Genomic DNA, 16,315 nt, shown 5'->3' on the forward strand with positions numbered 1-16,315 from the left:
CACCGGCCTCAGCCGGACGGCGGGCAGGGGGTGGTCAGGCTGTAGCGGAGTTTCTCCTTGGCCTTCGCGCCGAGGCGGTCGTAGAAGCGGACCGCGCCTTCGTTCCAGGCGGGCGTCTGCCACTGGATCTCGGTGATGCCGAGAGCTTGGGCCTCGGCCGCCACGGCGTCCATGAGGAGCGCGCCGATGCCGGATCCGCGGGTTCCGGACCGTACGAAGAGGCAGTCCATGTGGAGGTAGGCGGCGCCCTGCCAGGTGGAGAGTTCGGGCGAGCAGGTGGCGTAGCCGACGACCTCTCCGTCGGGCGACTCGGCCACCAGGCAGCGCAGTTGCGGTGCCGGGGTGTCGAAGAGGAGGGCGTGGAGCCGCTGCGCGAGGTCGGGGACGGGCGCCGCGGCGCGTTCGTAGGCGGCGTGCTCGGCGGCCAGTTCGACGACCCGCGGCAGGTCGGCGGGTCGTGCGCGCCGCACGGTCGCGGGACCGGTCGCCGGTCTCTGATGGTCATTCATTCGGCCCATCATGCCGGTCCCTCTGGCGCGACGGGCCGAATGGGTGATCATGGACATCGCGATTCCGTATGCCGCAGTCAGGACACCTCGGTCCCGGGGTCCTGTGCCGCGGAGGGGGGCGGAACGTCCACCGACCGGGCCAGCCGGGCCGCCAGGTCTCCGACGTACGACATCAGCGCCTCCGGCCCGTGGACGGTGAACTCGCAGTCCACCAGGGCCAGTCGCACCGCCAGCCACTCGACCGCGTCGGCGGAGCGCGTGCGCAGGCGGCAGGTGTCGGGGCCCGTGGGGGTCGGGGCGAGGTGGTCGGGGAGGCGGGCCGCCACGAAGGAGGCGGGGGCCGCGAAGGTGACGTCCAGCTCGTGCTCCGCCCGCGACCGCGCCGCCGAGTGGGACAGCATCCGCGCCGCGTCATCGCCGTCGCCGCCCGGCAGCTCGCGGGGCGTGAAGCGGGCCCCGGTCGGGAAGGGCTCGCTGACGCGGTCGACGCGGAAGGTGCGCCAGTCCTCGCGCTCGAGGTCGTACGCGACCAGGTACCACCGCCAGCCGGTCGAGACCAGCCGGTACGGCTCGACCTGCCGCCTGCTCTCGGCGCCGTCGCCCGCGCGGTACGCGAAGCGCAGCCGCTCCTGCCGGGTCACCGCGCCCGCCAGCGCGGTCAGCGTGGAGGGCGCGACCGTCGCCCCGTCGCCGCGCGTCAGCGGGATGGTCGCGTTCTGGAGGGTGGAGACCCGGTGCCGCAGCCGCGACGGCAGCACCTGCTCCAGCTTCGCCAGCGCCCGCACCGACGCCTCCTCGACGCCCTCGATGGCGTGCCCGGCCCCCGCCCGCAGCCCCACGGCGATGGCGACGGCTTCCTCGTCGTCGAGCAGCAGCGGCGGCATCGCGGCGCCGGCGACGAGCCGGTAGCCGCCGAGGGGGCCCTTCAGGGCCTCGACCGGATAGCCGAGGTCCCGCAGCCGGTCGATGTCCCGGCGGATGGTGCGCGCGGTGACGCCCAGGCGCTCGGCGAGCTCGCTGCCGGGCCATTCGCGCGGTGTCTGGAGGAGCGACAGGAGAGTCAGGAGTCGTGCCGGAGTGTCCGTCATGCCTTCCAGGATGCGGCCGCTATAGGACACGTCCTGTCCTATAAGCCGATTAGCTTACGGGCATGACCTTCACGCAGGACCTGTCACCGACCACCAGTCCCCCGACGGCCGACCCGAAGGCCTCCGCCGAGGCCGTCGTCAGCGGCGGCGACCGGCGGCGCTGGCTGGCGCTCGCCATCGTCATGACCGCCGCCTTCATGGACCTGGTCGACGTCACCATCGTCAACATCGCCATCCCCAGCATCGAGCGCGACCTCGCGGCCTCGTTCGGCGCCATCCAGTGGATCACCGCCGGTTACGCGCTGGCCTTCGCCGCCGGGCTCATCACCGGCGGCCGCCTCGGCGACATCTACGGCCGCAAGCGGCTCTTCCTCCTCGGGATGGCGGGCTTCACCTTGGCGTCGGCGCTCTGCGGCTTCGCCGCCAGCCCGGAGATGCTCGTCGGCTCGCGCCTCCTGCAGGGCGCGATGGCCGCGATGATGGTGCCGCAGGTCCTGGCGATCGTCCACGTCACCTTCCCGGCGCACGAGCGCGGCAAGGTGTTCGGCATGTTCGGCGCGGTCGTCGGCCTCGGGGCCGTGTCCGGACCGCTCCTCGGCGCGCTGCTCACCCAGTGGAACCTCTTCGGCCTCGAATGGCGCCCGATCTTCCTGATCAACCTCCCCGTCGGCATCGCCGGCCTCATCCTGGGCCACCGGTTCATCACCGAGTCCCGCGCCGAGAAGGCGCTCCGCCTCGACCTGGTCGGCGTGGCGCTGGCGACGCTGGGGCTGCTGATGCTGCTGTACCCGCTGACGCGCGGCCGCGAGACGGGCTGGCCGCTGTGGGGCCACTTCTGCATGGTGGGCAGCCTGGCGGTGTTCGCCGCGTTCGTGGCGTACGAGAAGTACAAGGCGCGCAAGGACGGTTCGCCGCTCGTCGAGCTGTCGCTGTTCCGGGTCAAGAGCTTCGCCGCCGGTATCGCCGTACAGCTCACCTTCGGTGTCGTCCTGGGCATCTTCTTCCTGGTCTGGACGCTGTACATGCAGGTCGGCCTCGGCTGGACCCCGCTGAAGGCGGGGCTGACCGGGGTGCCGTTCTCGATCGCCGTCTCGGTGGCGGCCGGGGTGTCCGTGCAGAAGCTGGTTCCGCGCTTCGGGCGGAAGGTCCTCCAGGCGGGCGCGCTGACGATGGCCGCCGGGCTGCTGCTCTACATCTGGGCGGCCGGGCAGTACGGCACCGGCATCACGCCCTGGCAGATGACCGCGCCGCTGGTGGTCATGGGCGCGGGCATGGGCCTGATCGTGGCGCCGCTGACGGACGCGGTGCTGTCGGGTGTGCCGCGCGAGCACGCCGGTTCGGCGTCCGGTCTGATCAACACGACCGGGCAGATGGGCAACGCGCTGGGCCTCGGGCTGGTGTCGGTGGTCTTCTTCGGTGTGATCGACGACGCGGCCCCGGTCCGCGCGCAGCTCGGCGCGGTGTTCGTGGACGCGTTCCAGAGCGCGCTGTGGTGGGTCGTGGCGGTGCTGGCGCTGATCTTCGTGGTGATGTCGGCGCTGCCGGCCAGGCCGCAGCAGGGGTCGGGCGCGCACTGAGCCCGGCGGTCGGTCAGACCGCGAGTAGTTCACGCAGGCGCTCGGCCGGGGTTTCCCAGCCGAGCGTTTCGCGTGGGCGACCGTCGGGGCGGGCCGCGTCAGCGGCGGTGGCGTCAGCGGACACTGGAGCGCGTCAGCGGCGCACCCGCGCGCGGAGCTCCATCGCCGCGCGGGCCGTGCGCTCGTCCGCGTACACCTCGCACATGTGGCGGCCGTCCGGCGTCGCCGTGTGCTCCACCTCCCACACGCTCATCTCACTGCCGTCCAGCAGCAGGAACCCGTGCTCGTACAGCGTGAACCCCGCCTCGCGGCCCGCGACGCTGCACTGGCGGCCGAACACCTGCCTGATGTGGTGCGCGAAGGCGCCGCGCAGCCGCGCCGCGACCTGCTCGCCGGGCCGGTCGGCGTTCTCCGCGCGGCGCAGCACCCGCCGGGCGTGGTCGGCGGAGTCGTCCGGCTCGTACAGCGGGGGCGAGGCCTCCAGGGGGTCGGACATCAACGCGCCCAGCAGGTCCAGGTCGAACTCCAGCTCCAGGCCGTCGTCCGCCAGGTCCGGGCAGGCGCCGCCCGCGGTGTCGGCGCCGCCGTGCAGGCGGGACGCCGCCAGCCGGACGTCCGACTGCTCCGTGTACAGCTCGTGGTGATCGGCGCCGTCCCGCCCGGTGTTGTGCACCAGCTCCCACAGGGTCAGCGACGAACCGTCCGCCAGCAGGTACGTGTGCCGGTACGTCGCACGGTTCAGCTGCGCGCTGTGGTGCGACGAGTGCAGCGAACTGGCGTGGGCGAGCGCCGAGTCCAGGCGCTCCACGAGGGCGTCGGGCAGCTCGAAGGAGTTGAGCGCCCGACCCAGGAGACGCTCGACGTGCGTCTCCGGCGTTTCGTGAGGATCGTTCGGAACGTTCAAGATGGGACTCCAGGCCGTCGCCGCGTGTCACTTGATGCTTGCTTAAGGTAGTGCCTGGGTCCGACAACGCGACCGGCTTCGGCAAAACGAAGGGCGCACGTGACCGGTTCCCGCGCCCCCTGCAACTCCGGCCGCCCGCCCGTCAGTCCACGCCGTACAGCTCCCGGTACGACGGGAAGTCGCCACCCGGCCCCGACACCGACCCGGCGGACTCCACCGCCCGTACGATCGCCCTGGTCACGACGGCCGCGCCCGCCGCCAGCACCGCGTTGAGCGCGAGCGGGTCCGCGGCCCGCTCCGGCCCGGTGAGCGGGCGTGCGCCGGTCGCAAGGGCGAAGACCGTGTCGCCGTCATTGAGCAGGTGTACGGGCCTGACGGCGCGCGCGATGCCGTCGTGCGCCGTGCCGGCGAGCTTGTGCGCCTGGGCGCGCGTCAGGTCGGCGTCCGTGGCGACGACGGCGAGGGTGGTGTTCAGCGGCGGCGGGCCCCCGCTGCGCTCCCGCGCCTCGGCGAGGCGGCGCAGCGCCGCCGCGTGCACCCCGGCGTCCGGGAGAACCGGCCGGGAGCCGTCGCCGTACCGCCCGTACAACACGCCCGTGGCCGGATCGAGGGCCGAGCCGACGGCGTTGGCCACCACCAGCGCGGCGACGGTGACACCGGAGTCCAGGACGGTGCTCGCCGTGCCGACACCGCCCTTCATGGCACCGACCACCGCGCCCGTCCCGGCACCCACCGCACCGCACTCCACCGGGGCCCGCTCGGCGGTGGCGGCCGCCGCCTCCACGGCCGCACGCCCCGTCGAGGCGTCGGGGCGCGCCGCGAAGTCGCCGCCCCGGCCCAGGTCGAACACGCACGCGGCCGGCACGACCGGCACCACGTGCGTCGGCCCGGGCCCCACCCGCACCCCGCGGCCCCGCTCCTCCAGCCAGGCCATCACCCCGGCCGCCGACTCCAGCCCGTACGCGCTGCCGCCGGTCAGGACCACCGCCTCGATGCGCTGGACCACGTTCCGCGGGTCGAGCGCGTCCGTCTCCCGGGTGCCCGGGCCCCCACCCCGTACGTCCACGGCCGCGACGACCCCGCCCTCGGGCGCCAGGACGACGGTGGTGCCGCTGAGCGCGCGGTCGCCCGCGACACGCGCGTGCCCGACCCGGAGCCCGGCGACATCGGTCAGTGCGTCATTGGTTGCCATCCCCCCTACGTACCACGCGTGGCGCTGCGCCAGGTGAGCGTCACCCCGGTCGCGACCGCCGCCGCCGCGACCAGCCCGGCCGCGAGGACGGCCCAGCGCCCCGCGAACGTACAGAGCAGGACCGCCAGCGCCGCGCTCGGCAGGACGAGCTGCTGGGCGATGCCGGTCTTGAAGTAGCGGGAGTGCAGGGCCCAGACGAGCAGCAGGAACAACGCGGACGGGAGCGTCACGGCGGCCGCGGCGGCGACGTCCGACACGTGGGCCTTGCCGACGGCCTGCTCGACCGCCACCTCGAGCCCCGCGCCGATCGCCGCCGCCGACGCGGAGACCAGGTAGTGGCCGTACCCCCACCTGAACGCCTCGCGGTTGGAGCGCAGGCGGCGATGGGCCGGAACCACGAAGTAGACCCACCACGCGGCGAAGATCAGCAGCAGTCCGCCGGCGGCGATGGGCATCAGCCCGCCCAGTGCGTCGTGCTCCTCCACCCCCGTCTTCACGGCGATCGTCGCGGCGGCGACCGTCTCGCCGAGCACGATGATGGTGAACAGCCCGTACCGCTCGGCGATGTGCTGCGCGTGCCAGCTGCTCGCGAAGTCCCGCTCGGCGAGCGGAGGCACGGCCATCTCCGCGAGCGCCATCACCAGGAACACCCACGGCTTGAAGCCCTCCGGCACGAACAGCACCGCCGTCCACCCCACCTGGCAGACCGCCACCCCACCCGCGTACCGCAGCGCCATGGTCCGCTCGGCCCCGGAGGCGCCCCGGGCGGCCCTCAGCCACTGCGAGGCGAGCGCGAGCCGCATCACCAGGTACCCCAGCCACACCACCAGGAACTCGTGCTCCTCGAAGGCGCGCGCCACCCCGGCGGCGAGGATGAGGACCCCGGCGATCTGGACGAGCGTCATGGTCCGGAAGAGCACGTCGTCGTTGTCGTACGCCGACGCGAACCACGAGAAGTTCATCCACGCCCACCAGATGGCGAAGAACACCATCGCGTAGCTGACGACGCCCTCCCCCGCATGCCCCTCGGCGACGGCGTGCACGAGCTGCGCCCCGGCCTGGGCGACCGCCACGACGAAACACAGGTCGAAGAAGAGCTCGAGGGGCGTGGCGGCGCGATGGGCCTCGTCGCGACGGCGCGACACCAGGGGGCGCACGGGCCGCGGGGGAGGAGTGGAGGTCATCGTCCCAGGACAGCAGAGCCCTCGGGCGCGGACGCCGACCGTGGTACGCCGTCACCCGCGAAGTCCCCTCAACGGGCGAAGGGCCTGGTGCTCCCCCTACGGTGATCGCGTGCCCACCCCACCACGTAACCCCCCGCCGCCCCCCGCGCCCGAGGGGCCGGAGCCGCAGCCGGAGCCCCAGCCGGAGCCGGAGCCGGGTGAGCCGGGGAAGCCGCCCGCCCCGACCGGCGACCCCGGGCCCGGAGAACCGCCCGCGCCCACCGGCGACCGCGGCCCCGCGGAACCGCCCGCGCCCACCGAGTAGTCGGCGGCCCGCGACGGGGCCGGCCGCCTCGGCACGCCGGTCGCACCGGCGTACGCTGGGAGTATGAGCACCGCCCCCACCCCCGGCCCGCGAGCTGCGAAGTCCGAGCCGGCGCCGTCGAAGAAGAAGCCGGCGCTGGACTTCGACGATCCGTTCGACCAGCAGTCGGCGGACGACACGGACCGTGGTTGGGGCGAGCGGACTCCTGAGGGCGACGGCGCCGCCGATCTGGCGCGCTTCCTCGACGAGAAGCCGCCGCACCACATCTGAGCCGGCGCCCGAGCCGACACCCGGGCCGGGACCCGAGCGGCCCCGGCCTCGGGCTGCGGTCTCCTGGAGAATGTCTAGCTGCTCGGCCGGCCCCGCTGGGCGACGAGCTCGTCGCGGATCTGCTTGAGCACCTCCAGCTCGGTGACCTCCAGCGTCTCCTTGACGCCCGCCTTCTCCTTCTGCAGTGCCGCGCGCCGCGCCAGGTACTTGGCCATGGGCAGCACCATCAGGAAGTAGACGACCGCGGCCGTGATCAGGAAGCTCAGCGTGGCGCTGAGCACCGAGCCCCACAGGATGGGGATGCCGCTGACGACGTCCCCGCTCTCGTTCACCCGGCACGGGCCCTTCAGGCAGGACTGGTAGCTCTCCAGGTCCTTGGTGCCGAAGGCGCCGACGATCGGGTTGATCACACCCCGCACCACCGCGTTGACGACGTTGGTGAACGCGGCGCCGATCACCACCGCGACCGCCAGGTCGATCACGTTGCCCCGCATCAGGAAGGCCTTGAAACCCTCCAGCAGGCTTTGCTTCTTCTCCTGGCTCACCACGGTGCCCTTCGTCGGATGTGCGGTTGGCGCAGCCATTACGCCGTGCACGGTGCGTGACCGTCCAGTCCGTACACACGGACAGGCGACGCCCCAGGAACTCAGTGCGACGCGAGCCGGTCCGCATCGGCGCACACCCCCTTCCCCTCCGGGGCCGTGACCGCGTCCGAAACCGCCAGTGCCGCGGCCGTCACCACCAGCCCGGCGGCGATCGCCCGCCGCCTGCGCCGCACGGCCCGGCGCAGGCGGTGCCGGCCGCCGGGCACCCGCAGCGGTGCGAAGTGCGGCACGCCGCAGGACTCCGGAACGGGCGGGCGGGAGGCGGAGGGGGAGAGGTGGAAGGAGGGGGAGGGGACGGACATGGGGCACCACCCGTGGTCGTGAGGACGGACGTCCGGCGGTCTTCCGCCGGCGCCCTCACGATCCCGCGTCCTCACCGATCCCGCTGGAGCCTGTGGACGACCACGGGCTTGTGGAAAACGCCGCCCCCCGAGGGGATTACCGGCGCTTACGGCAGCTCGATGCCGAGGTCCCACCCGTCGTGCGCCCGGGTGCACAGACACGACCGGCTCTCCGTCTCCGGCAGCGCCGCCACCGCGTCGAAGAGCACCTCCCGCAGCCGCCCGACGTTCTCGCCGAACACCCGCAGCACCTCGGTGTGCGAGACGCCCTCGCCCGTCTCGGCGCCCGCGTCCAGGTCCGTGACCAGCGCCATCGACGTGTAGCAGAGCGCCAGCTCACGGGCGAGCACCGCCTCCGGGTGCCCCGTCATCCCCACCACCGACCAGCCCAACGCCGCGTGCATCCGCGACTCGGCCCGGGTCGAGAAGCGGGGGCCTTCTATGACGACCATGGTTCCGCCGTCCACCGCCTGCCAGCCCCGGCCGTCCGCCGCCGCCAGCGCCACCTTGCGCCCCTCGGGGCAGTACGGGTCGGCGAAGGTGGTGTGCACGACGTTCGGCACGCTGCCGTCCGGAAGCGGCTCCCCGTCGAAGTACGTCTGCGCCCGCGCCTTCGTACGGTCCACCAGCTGGTCCGGTACGAGCAGGGTCCCCGGCCCGTACTCCGGACGCAGCCCGCCCACCGCGCACGGGCCCAGCACCTGGCGCACGCCGACGGACCGCAGAGCCCACAGGTTGGCGCGGTAGTTGATGCGGTGTGGCGGCAGGTGGTGCCCGCGGCCGTGCCGTGGCAGGAACACGACACGCCGCCCGGCCAGTTCGCCGAAGAACAGCGAGTCGCTCGGGCTCCCGTAGGGAGTGGTGACCTCGACCTCGGTGACGTCCTCCAGGAAGGAGTAGAACCCCGAGCCACCGATCACGCCGATCTCTGCACGGATCTCCGCGTTCACATTCGCCATGCGGGTCACCCTAGTCGGGGGCGGAAACGCCGAGGACCCCGCCGTACGAAACGGCGGGGTCCCCGCAAAGGCGCGTGAAGGAGGAAGGTCAGGCGGCGGAGCTGGTGCTCCCGCTCGACGTGCTCGACGAAGTCGAGGCGCTCGACGCGGCCGGCTTCGCCTCCGAGGACGAGCCCTTCGCCGAAGACGTCGAAGAAGACGCGGGCGAGCTGCTCGACGACGCGCCACGGCTGTCGTTGCGGTAGAAGCCGGAGCCCTTGAAGACGATGCCAACGGCCGAGAACACCTTCTTCAGGCGTCCCTGGCAGCCGGGGCACTCGGTCAGCGCGTCATCGGTGAACTTCTGCACCGCCTCGAGGCCCTCGCCGCACTCGGTGCACTGGTACTGGTAGGTCGGCACTGTGTCTTCCTCCTGGCACTCTCACTCATTGAGTGCTAACGAGAGTCAATAGTGACGCATTCCGCGGGATCAGTCCACCGTCACCGGCACTCGGTGACCGACGCCACGTGCCACGGTGCGTCCCACGGTGCGCGGCGCGAGCCGCGACCGGAGTGCCACCAGGGTGGCCAGCGCCAGCGCCGTACCGGCCAGCGGGACCAGGAAACCGGTGCTCGCGCCGTATCCGTCCGCGAGCCGTCCGGCCACCGTCACGGCGGCCGCCTGGCCCAGCGCCACGGCACCGGTCAGCCAGGTGAACGCCTCGGTACGGGCCGAGGCCGGCACCAGCGATTCGACCAGCGTGTAGCCGGTGATCAGTGCGGGCGCGATGCACAGGCCCACGATCAGGCCGAGGGCGCCCAGCAGCACCACCGAGTGCGCCGTCCACAGCAGGGAGGCGGTCACGGTCAGTGCCGCGTAGCCCAGGATCAGCCGGCGGCGGGGTCCGGTCTTCCAGGCGATCGCGCCGACCGCGAGGCCGGCCAGCATGTTGCCCGCGGCGAAGAGCCCGTACAGGACACCGTTGACGCCGGGGTTCCCGATCTCCTCCGTGAACGCGGTCAGCGAGACCTGCATCCCGCCGAAGACGGAGCCGATGCCGAGGAACGCGACCGCCAGGACCCGTACGCCCGGGATGGACAGCGCCGAGACACGCTCCGCGCGCGCCTGGGCACCGGAGAGGCCGGCCGCCAGGCCGTACGCCGGCTGGGTACGCCGCTGGGCGGCGAAGAGGAGGCCGCCGGCGAGCGTCAGCGTCGCCTCGGCGATCAGGCCGGCGGCGGGGTGGACGCCGGTGCACAGCGCGGTCGCGAGGACCGGGCCCACGACGAACGTGAACTCGTCGGTGACGGACTCGAAGGCCGCCGCCGTCGACATCAGGGGCGAGCCCTCCAGGCGCGCCGCCCAGCGGGCCCGCACCATGGGGCCGACCTGCGGTACGGAGGCGCCGGTCGGCACGGCCGCGGCGAACAGGGCCCACAGGGGCGCGCCCGCGAGGGCCAGCGCCGTCAGCGCGGAGACGGACGCGGTGTGGACGAGGACGCCGGGGACCAGGACGGCGCGCTGTCCGAAGCGGTCGGCGAGCTTGCCGCTCTGCGGCGCGAACAGCGCCATGGAGACACCGGTGACGGCGGCGACGGCACCCGCGCTGCCGTACGAACCGGTGGTGTGCTGGACCAGCAGGACGATGCCGATGGTCAGCATCGCGAAGGGCTGCCGCGCGGCGAAGCCCGGCAGCAGGAACGTCCAGGCGCCGGGGATGCGCAGGAGCTGTCCGTAGCCGGGACGCTTGACAGCGTCAGTGGTGTTGACCGTGGATGCCACGGCCCGTGCCTTTCTGCCGCCTGGTGGCGCTCCCCGGGATGTCGGGAGCCGCCGAGAGCTGTCCTCTTGCGCGGAACTGCGGTAGATACCGGTGCCCGCAGCCTCAGGCTGCTTCAGGGGCTTCACGGCCGCCATACGGTCGCGCCAGCTCTGCGTCAGGCAGAGTTGGTCGATCTGGTTCGGTCGATCAGTGTGCCTTCATGATACAGGGGGAGTGCAGGGTGGCGCCTGTGAAATTGCCGACTTCATCTTCTGTTCACCTGTGATCAAGCGGCCGTGCTGGGTCGGACCCGCCGGACCACCGTCGGCTCCCGGGCGCATCACCCCGTACCCAGCCATCCGGCCAGCTTGCCGCCCTGCCCGACCGCCCGCAGCCGCCGCTCCGCCGCGTCCCGTACCGGGTCCGTCGCCACCACCAGCAGCTCGTCCCCGCGCCGCAGCACGGTCGCCGGTGACGGTACGAAGCTCTTGCCCTCCCGTACGACGAGGGTGACGGCGGCCCCCGGCGGCAGGCGCAGCTCCGCGACCTCCACGCCGTGCATCCTGGACGCCTCGGGGATGGACAGCGACAGCAGGTGCCCACGCAGCCGCTCCAGCGGCGCGGACTCGATGCCCAGGTCGGCCGCCTCGCCGGAGTCGCGCAGCCGCAGGGCCTTGGCGAGCCACGGCAGCGTCGGGCCCTGGATCAGCGTGTAGACCACGACCAGGACGAAGACGATGTTGAAGATCTTCTCGCTGCCCTCGATCCCGGCCACCATCGGGATGGTCGCCAGGATGATGGGCACGGCGCCGCGCAGGCCCGCCCAGGAGAGCAGGGCCCGTTCCTGCCAGGGCAGGCGGAACGGCACCAGGCTGAGCACGACCGACAGCGGCCGCGCCACCACGGTCAGCACCAGTCCGACGACGACCGCCGGCCAGAAGTCGTCGATCAGCTCGTGCGGGGTCACCAGCAGTCCCAGCAGGACGAACATACCGATCTGGGCGATCCAGCCCAGGCCCTCCGCGAACCCGCGGTTCGCGGGCGCGTGCGGCAGCTTCGCGTTGCCCAGCACCACCGAGGCCAGGTAGACGGCGAGGAAGCCACTGCCGTGGGCCATGGCGCCGGCCGCGTACGCCACCACCGCGATCGCCATCACGGCGATCGGGTACAGACCGGAGGCGGGCAGGGCCACGTGCCGCAGCCCGAACGAACCGAGGAAGGCCACCGTCAGGCCGATGGCCGCGCCGATGGCCAGCTCCAGCGCGATCTCGCCGACCAGGACGTACCAGCTGTCGACCGGGCCGGCCGTGGAGAAGGACACCACCAGGATGACGACGGGGGCGTCGTTGAAGCCGGACTCCGCCTCCAGGACACCCGTCACGCGCGAAGGGAGGGGCACCTTGCGCAGGACGGAGAAGACGGCCGCGGCGTCGGTCGAGGAGACGACCGCGCCGATGATCAGCGCCTGCCGCCAGTCCAGGCCGACCAGGTAGTGGGCACCCGCGGCCGTGACGCCCACGCTCACCGCGACGCCGACGGTCGACAGGACGGCCGCAGCCGGCAGCGCGGGCCTGATCTCCCGCCACTTCGTACCCAGGCCGCCCTCGGCCAGGATCACCACGAGGGCCGCGTACCCGATGACCTGGGTCAGTCCGGCGTTGTCGAAGTGGACGTTGCCGATGCCGTCCTGTCCGATGGCGACGCCGATCCCCAGGTACAGGAGCAGGCTGGGCAGCCCGCTGCGGGACGAGATGCGCACCGCCGCCACGGCGATGAGCAGGACGAGCGAGCAGACGAGCAGGAGTTCGTTGAGCTGGTGGACAGTCAGTGGCCGATCCTTCCCCTCACGTACGTGCCGGACCGTTTCGCCGTGCCGGCCGCGGGTTACTTCGTTACCTTACCTAATCTTTAACGTTTCCTTGACGCCTTCTCCTCCGGCGGCGCACTCTCGCGGAGGGCCTGGTGAGGGTCGGTGAGGGCCCCCGAGGGGGGCTGGTACTGACACCGCGTCCGGGCCCGGTGAGCGCTGCGCCTATGGTTGCTCCAAAGCACACCAGGACCAGCCTGCGCCTCGAAGGACAGCGATGCCCGCCAACACCACCGCCGCTTCCACCAAGAAGAAGGGGCGACGCGCCCGCCTGCTCGTGTTCGCTCTGGTGCTGGCGCTGGTCGCGGGCGTCGGTTACGGGGCCTACTGGACCGTCAGCACGGTGCGTGCCCCCTTCCCGCAGACCACCGGCACCATCGACCTCCCGGGCCTGAGCGCCCCCGTCGACGTCAAGCGCGACGGGTACGGCGTTCCGCAGCTCTACGCCTCCACCGACGAGGACCTGTTCCGCGCGCAGGGGTACGTCCACGCGCAGGACCGGTTCTGGGAGATGGACGTACGCCGCCACATGACATCCGGCCGGCTCTCCGAGATGTTCGGCAAGGGCCAGGTCGACACGGACGCCTTCCTGCGCACGCTCGGCTGGCACCGGGTGGCCGAGGAGGAGTACCGCACCAAGCTGTCGCCGGAGACCAAGAAGTACCTCCAGGCGTACGCGGACGGCGTCAACGCCTACCTGAAGGGCAAGGAGGGCCGTGACGTCTCCGTCGAGTACGCCGCCCTCGCCTTCAGCAACGACTACGCCATCGAGCCCTGGACGCCGGTCGACTCGGTGGCCTGGCTCAAGGCGATGGCGTGGGACCTGCGCGGCAACATGAAGCAGGAGATCGACCGTTCGCTGATGACCAGCCGGCTCAGCGAGCAGCAGATCAAGGACCTGTACCCGGCGTACCCGTACAACCTGCACCGGCCGATCGTGGACAAGGGCGCGGTGGACGACGCCAAGGGCGAGTTCGACCCGTCCGCCAAGCCGTCCGACACGGGCACGGGCACGGACACCGGCGCGGACCCGGGCACGGGCAACGGCGGCGCGACGGGCTCCGAGGGGGCCTCCGGGGCTTCCGCCGGCGCCTCCGGGGCCTCGGGTGCCGACGGAGGCGCGGGCACCCCGCAGGGGGCCGCTGAGGGCTTCCAGGCGCAGCTGGCCTCGCTGTCGACGTCGCTCGACGAGATCCCGGCGCTGCTGGGCCCCAACGGCAGCGGCATCGGGTCGAACTCCTGGGTCGTCTCCGGCAAGTACACGACCACCGGTAAGCCGCTCCTGGCCAACGACCCGCACCTGGCGCCCCAGCTGCCGTCCCTCTGGTACCAGATGGGCCTGCACTGTCGTGCCGTGTCCGACAAGTGCCGGTACAACGTCGCCGGGTACACCTTCTCCGGTATGCCCGGTGTGATAATCGGTCACAACCAGGACATCGCGTGGGGCTTCACGAACCTGGGCGCCGACGTCAGCGACCTCTACCTCCAGAAGGTCTCCGACCGGGGCTACCAGTACGGCGGCAAGGAAGTGCCCTTCACCACCCGCGAGGAGACGATCAAGATCGCGGGCGGCGGCAGCCGGACCATCACCGTCCGGACCACCAACAACGGCCCCCTGGTCTCCGACCGCAGCAACGAGCTGGAGAAGGTCGGCGAGAAGGCCCCCGTGACCGCCTCGGCCCCGGACCGCGGTGACGGTTACGCGGTCTCCCTCCGGTGGACCGCCCTGGACCCCGGCAAGTCCATGGACGCCGTCTTCGAGCTGAACCGGGCCAAGGACTTCAAGGAGTTCCGCGAGGCCGCCCGCGACTTCGAGGTGCCGGCGCAGAACCTCATCTACGCCGACGCCAAGGGCGCCGAGGGCCACATCGGCTACCAGGCGCCCGGCAGGATCCCCGTCCGCGCCGAGGGCCACGACGGCACCATGCCGGCGCCCGGCTGGGACCCGAAGTACCAGTGGAAGAAGGAGTCGGTCCCCTTCGAGGAGCTCCCGTACGAGGAGAACCCGGAGCGCGGCTACATCGTGACCGCCAACCAGGCCGTGATCGACGCGGAGAAGTACCCGTACCTGCTCACCCAGGACTGGAGCTACGGCTCGCGCAGCCAGCGGATCAACGACCTCATCGAGTCGAAGATCAAGGACGGCGGCAAGATCTCGACCGACGACATGCGCACCATGCAGATGGACAACAGCAGCGAGATCGCCGAGATGCTGACGCCCTACCTGCTGAAGATCGACATCGACGACCCGTACGTCCGTGAGGCCCAGAAGCTCCTGGAGGGCTGGGACTACACCCAGGACGCCGACTCCGGCGCGGCCGCCTACTTCAACGCGGTCTGGCGCAACGTCCTGAAGCTCGCCTTCGGCGACAAGCTCCCCAAGGAGCTGCGGGTCAAGGGCGAGTGCCTCAACGTGCGCCCGGCCGACTCCACCGGCCCCATCGACGAGCAGAACAAGCTCGTGCGCGAGTGCGGCCAGCGCGCCGCCGACGCGGCCCAGCCCGACGGCGGCGACCGGTGGTACGAGGTGGTGCGCCCGCTCCTGAAGGACGAGAAGAACGCGTGGTGGCAGTCGCCGGCCAGCCGCATCGACGAGGGCACCGCCACCCGTGACCAGCTGCTCAAGCGCGCCATGGTCGACGCCCGCTGGGAGCTGACGGCCAAGCTCGGCAAGGACGTCGGCAGCTGGAGCTGGGGCCGGCTGCACCAGCTGACCCTGAAGAACAAGACCCTCGGCACCGAGGGCCCGGGCTTCCTGCAGTTCATGCTGAACCGCGGCCCCTGGAACCTGTCCGGCGGCGAGGGCGCGGTCAACGCCACCGGCTGGAACGCCGCGGGCGGCTACGAGGTCGTCTGGGTCCCGTCCATGCGGATGGTGGTGAACGTCGGCGACTGGGACAAGTCCCGGTGGATCAACCTGTCCGGTGCCTCCGGGCACGCGTACAGCTCGCACTACACCGACCAGACGGAGCTGTGGGCGAAGGGCGAGCTGCTCGACTGGGCCTACACCGACCGGGCGGTGGACGCCGGGACGGTCGACCGGCTGGTGCTCAAGCCGTGACGGCGCCGCCGGGGGCGCTCACGCCGTGACGGCGGCGGGGCGCTCACGCCGTGACGGCGGCGCCGGGCGCGCTCACGCCATCAGGCCCCGGAAGGGCCTGAACCGGAGCGTGACGTCCGGCGTCACCACCGCGTGCACGGGGTGGTCGTGCGGTTCCTCCGGGACCCGCTCGACCACCTCGTTCGCGTAGAGCAGCACCACCAGGTACGGATCCTCCCCGGCCCGTACGAAGCGGGCCAGGACCCGGTCGTACGAACCGCCGCCCCGCCCCAGGCGCATGCCGCGCGGGTCCACCGCGAGGCCGGGCAGCAGGACCGTGTCGGCCTCCAGGACGGCGTCCACGCCCAGCGGAGGCCCCGATGGCTCCAGGAGCCCCCGCCGGGCCCGTACGAGCCGCTCAGGGCCCTCGTAGAGGGCCCAGTCGAGGTCGTTGTCGGGCAGGAGCACCGGCAGCAGGACGCGTACGCCCCGGGCGCGCAGCGCGTCGAGGAGCGCGCGCGTGCCCGGTTCGCTCCCCACCGACACATATGCGGCGACCGTCCGCGCCCGTCGCAGCTCGGGCAGCTTGAGGGCCAGCTCCGCGAGAACCAAGGCCGCTTTTTCGACGTCCTCACTGGTCAGAAGGGTCCGCGCGTCGAGCAGTTGGCGCCGCAGAGCGGTCTTTTCGGACATGCTGCCGGTCATCATGAACTTTCAAACCCCTCGTATACGC

Annotated in this window: 15 protein-coding genes; 3 read left to right on the forward strand and 12 right to left on the reverse strand. The window is 72.1% G+C overall.

The window, feature by feature from the left end; all coding sequences use genetic code 11:
* Positions 1-8 precede the first annotated feature (8 nt).
* Both AC07FJ_RS17595 and AC07FJ_RS17600 read right to left on the reverse strand, forming a co-directional pair.
* On the reverse strand, positions 9-509 hold the full coding sequence (locus AC07FJ_RS17595) for an N-acetyltransferase family protein (protein WP_479049858.1): 501 nt from the start codon (positions 507-509) through the stop codon (positions 9-11).
* Between the two features lie 77 nt (positions 510-586).
* A complete protein-coding gene (locus tag AC07FJ_RS17600) occupies positions 587-1,597 on the reverse strand; it encodes a helix-turn-helix transcriptional regulator (protein ID WP_479049860.1) in 1,011 nt (336 codons plus the stop codon).
* Between the two features lie 62 nt (positions 1,598-1,659).
* On the opposite strand from AC07FJ_RS17600, the gene AC07FJ_RS17605 reads away from it, so the two are divergent.
* On the forward strand, positions 1,660-3,174 hold the full coding sequence (locus AC07FJ_RS17605) for an MFS transporter (RefSeq protein ID WP_479049862.1): 1,515 nt from the start codon (positions 1,660-1,662) through the stop codon (positions 3,172-3,174).
* 133 nt (positions 3,175-3,307) lie between these two features.
* Here AC07FJ_RS17605 and AC07FJ_RS17610 read toward each other — a convergent pair whose 3' ends face one another.
* From AC07FJ_RS17610 to AC07FJ_RS17620, 3 genes are all read right to left on the reverse strand, one after another.
* The gene (locus tag AC07FJ_RS17610) at positions 3,308-4,078 is read right to left on the reverse strand and encodes a DUF6227 family protein (RefSeq protein WP_479049864.1); all 771 of its coding nucleotides are present in this window, start codon (positions 4,076-4,078) and stop codon (positions 3,308-3,310) included.
* Between the two features lie 142 nt (positions 4,079-4,220).
* Positions 4,221-5,270 carry a P1 family peptidase gene (locus AC07FJ_RS17615; protein ID WP_479049866.1) on the reverse strand — a complete coding sequence of 350 codons (1,050 nt, stop codon included), beginning with the start codon at positions 5,268-5,270 and terminating at the stop codon, positions 4,221-4,223.
* A gap of 5 nt (positions 5,271-5,275) precedes the next feature.
* Positions 5,276-6,454, reverse strand: coding sequence for a low temperature requirement protein A (locus AC07FJ_RS17620; RefSeq protein ID WP_479049868.1), 1,179 nt, complete (start codon positions 6,452-6,454; stop codon positions 5,276-5,278).
* A 367-nt stretch (positions 6,455-6,821) separates the two neighbouring features.
* On the opposite strand from AC07FJ_RS17620, the gene AC07FJ_RS17625 reads away from it, so the two are divergent.
* The gene (locus AC07FJ_RS17625) at positions 6,822-7,028 is read left to right on the forward strand and encodes a hypothetical protein (RefSeq protein ID WP_361418047.1); all 207 of its coding nucleotides are present in this window, start codon (positions 6,822-6,824) and stop codon (positions 7,026-7,028) included.
* A 74-nt stretch (positions 7,029-7,102) separates the two neighbouring features.
* On the opposite strand, the gene AC07FJ_RS17630 is transcribed toward AC07FJ_RS17625, so the two are convergent.
* The 6 genes from AC07FJ_RS17630 to AC07FJ_RS17655 all read right to left on the reverse strand — a co-directional run bounded on the left by AC07FJ_RS17630 (position 7,103) and on the right by AC07FJ_RS17655 (position 12,503).
* Positions 7,103-7,612, reverse strand: coding sequence for a large conductance mechanosensitive channel protein MscL (locus AC07FJ_RS17630; RefSeq protein ID WP_479049870.1), 510 nt, complete (start codon positions 7,610-7,612; stop codon positions 7,103-7,105).
* Positions 7,613-7,674: 62 nt separating this feature from the next.
* Entirely contained in the window at positions 7,675-7,935 is a 261-nt protein-coding gene (locus AC07FJ_RS17635; RefSeq protein WP_479049872.1) for a hypothetical protein, read from the reverse strand.
* A 146-nt stretch (positions 7,936-8,081) separates the two neighbouring features.
* Positions 8,082-8,933 carry an S-methyl-5'-thioadenosine phosphorylase gene (locus AC07FJ_RS17640; RefSeq protein WP_479049874.1) on the reverse strand — a complete coding sequence of 284 codons (852 nt, stop codon included), beginning with the start codon at positions 8,931-8,933 and terminating at the stop codon, positions 8,082-8,084.
* A gap of 88 nt (positions 8,934-9,021) precedes the next feature.
* Positions 9,022-9,333, reverse strand: a complete 312-nt coding sequence (locus AC07FJ_RS17645; protein ID WP_479049876.1) for an FmdB family zinc ribbon protein — start codon at positions 9,331-9,333, stop codon at positions 9,022-9,024.
* 69 nt (positions 9,334-9,402) lie between these two features.
* Entirely contained in the window at positions 9,403-10,695 is a 1,293-nt protein-coding gene (locus AC07FJ_RS17650) for an MFS transporter (protein WP_479049878.1), read from the reverse strand.
* 320 nt (positions 10,696-11,015) lie between these two features.
* Positions 11,016-12,503, reverse strand: coding sequence for a potassium/proton antiporter (locus AC07FJ_RS17655; protein WP_479050194.1), 1,488 nt, complete (start codon positions 12,501-12,503; stop codon positions 11,016-11,018).
* A 256-nt stretch (positions 12,504-12,759) separates the two neighbouring features.
* On the opposite strand from AC07FJ_RS17655, the gene AC07FJ_RS17660 reads away from it, so the two are divergent.
* Positions 12,760-15,603, forward strand: coding sequence for a penicillin acylase family protein (locus tag AC07FJ_RS17660; protein ID WP_479049880.1), 2,844 nt, complete (start codon positions 12,760-12,762; stop codon positions 15,601-15,603).
* Between the two features lie 72 nt (positions 15,604-15,675).
* Here the strand turns inward: AC07FJ_RS17660 and AC07FJ_RS17665 are convergent, their stop codons facing one another.
* Positions 15,676-16,287 (reverse strand): 5-formyltetrahydrofolate cyclo-ligase, encoded by a 612-nt coding sequence (locus AC07FJ_RS17665; RefSeq protein WP_479050196.1) that lies wholly within the window; start codon positions 16,285-16,287, stop codon positions 15,676-15,678.
* Positions 16,288-16,315 lie beyond the last annotated feature (28 nt).

Source organism: Streptomyces sp. NPDC045998 (assembly GCF_056430285.1).

What these genes read in the sequence shown, in the direction of transcription:
- AC07FJ_RS17595 (WP_479049858.1), bottom strand. Translation starts at nt 509, where the DNA reads ATGAATGACCATCAGAGACCGGCGACCGGTCCCGCGACCGTGCGGCGC.
- AC07FJ_RS17600 (WP_479049860.1), bottom strand. Translation starts at nt 1,597, where the DNA reads ATGACGGACACTCCGGCACGACTCCTGACTCTCCTGTCGCTCCTCCAG.
- AC07FJ_RS17605 (WP_479049862.1), top strand. Translation starts at nt 1,660, where the DNA reads ATGACCTTCACGCAGGACCTGTCACCGACCACCAGTCCCCCGACGGCC.
- AC07FJ_RS17615 (WP_479049866.1), bottom strand. Translation starts at nt 5,270, where the DNA reads ATGGCAACCAATGACGCACTGACCGATGTCGCCGGGCTCCGGGTCGGG.
- AC07FJ_RS17620 (WP_479049868.1), bottom strand. Translation starts at nt 6,454, where the DNA reads ATGACCTCCACTCCTCCCCCGCGGCCCGTGCGCCCCCTGGTGTCGCGC.
- AC07FJ_RS17625 (WP_361418047.1), top strand. Translation starts at nt 6,822, where the DNA reads ATGAGCACCGCCCCCACCCCCGGCCCGCGAGCTGCGAAGTCCGAGCCG.
- AC07FJ_RS17630 (WP_479049870.1), bottom strand. Translation starts at nt 7,612, where the DNA reads ATGGCTGCGCCAACCGCACATCCGACGAAGGGCACCGTGGTGAGCCAG.
- AC07FJ_RS17635 (WP_479049872.1), bottom strand. Translation starts at nt 7,935, where the DNA reads ATGTCCGTCCCCTCCCCCTCCTTCCACCTCTCCCCCTCCGCCTCCCGC.
- AC07FJ_RS17640 (WP_479049874.1), bottom strand. Translation starts at nt 8,933, where the DNA reads ATGGCGAATGTGAACGCGGAGATCCGTGCAGAGATCGGCGTGATCGGT.
- AC07FJ_RS17660 (WP_479049880.1), top strand. Translation starts at nt 12,760, where the DNA reads ATGCCCGCCAACACCACCGCCGCTTCCACCAAGAAGAAGGGGCGACGC.
- AC07FJ_RS17665 (WP_479050196.1), bottom strand. Translation starts at nt 16,287, where the DNA reads ATGACCGGCAGCATGTCCGAAAAGACCGCTCTGCGGCGCCAACTGCTC.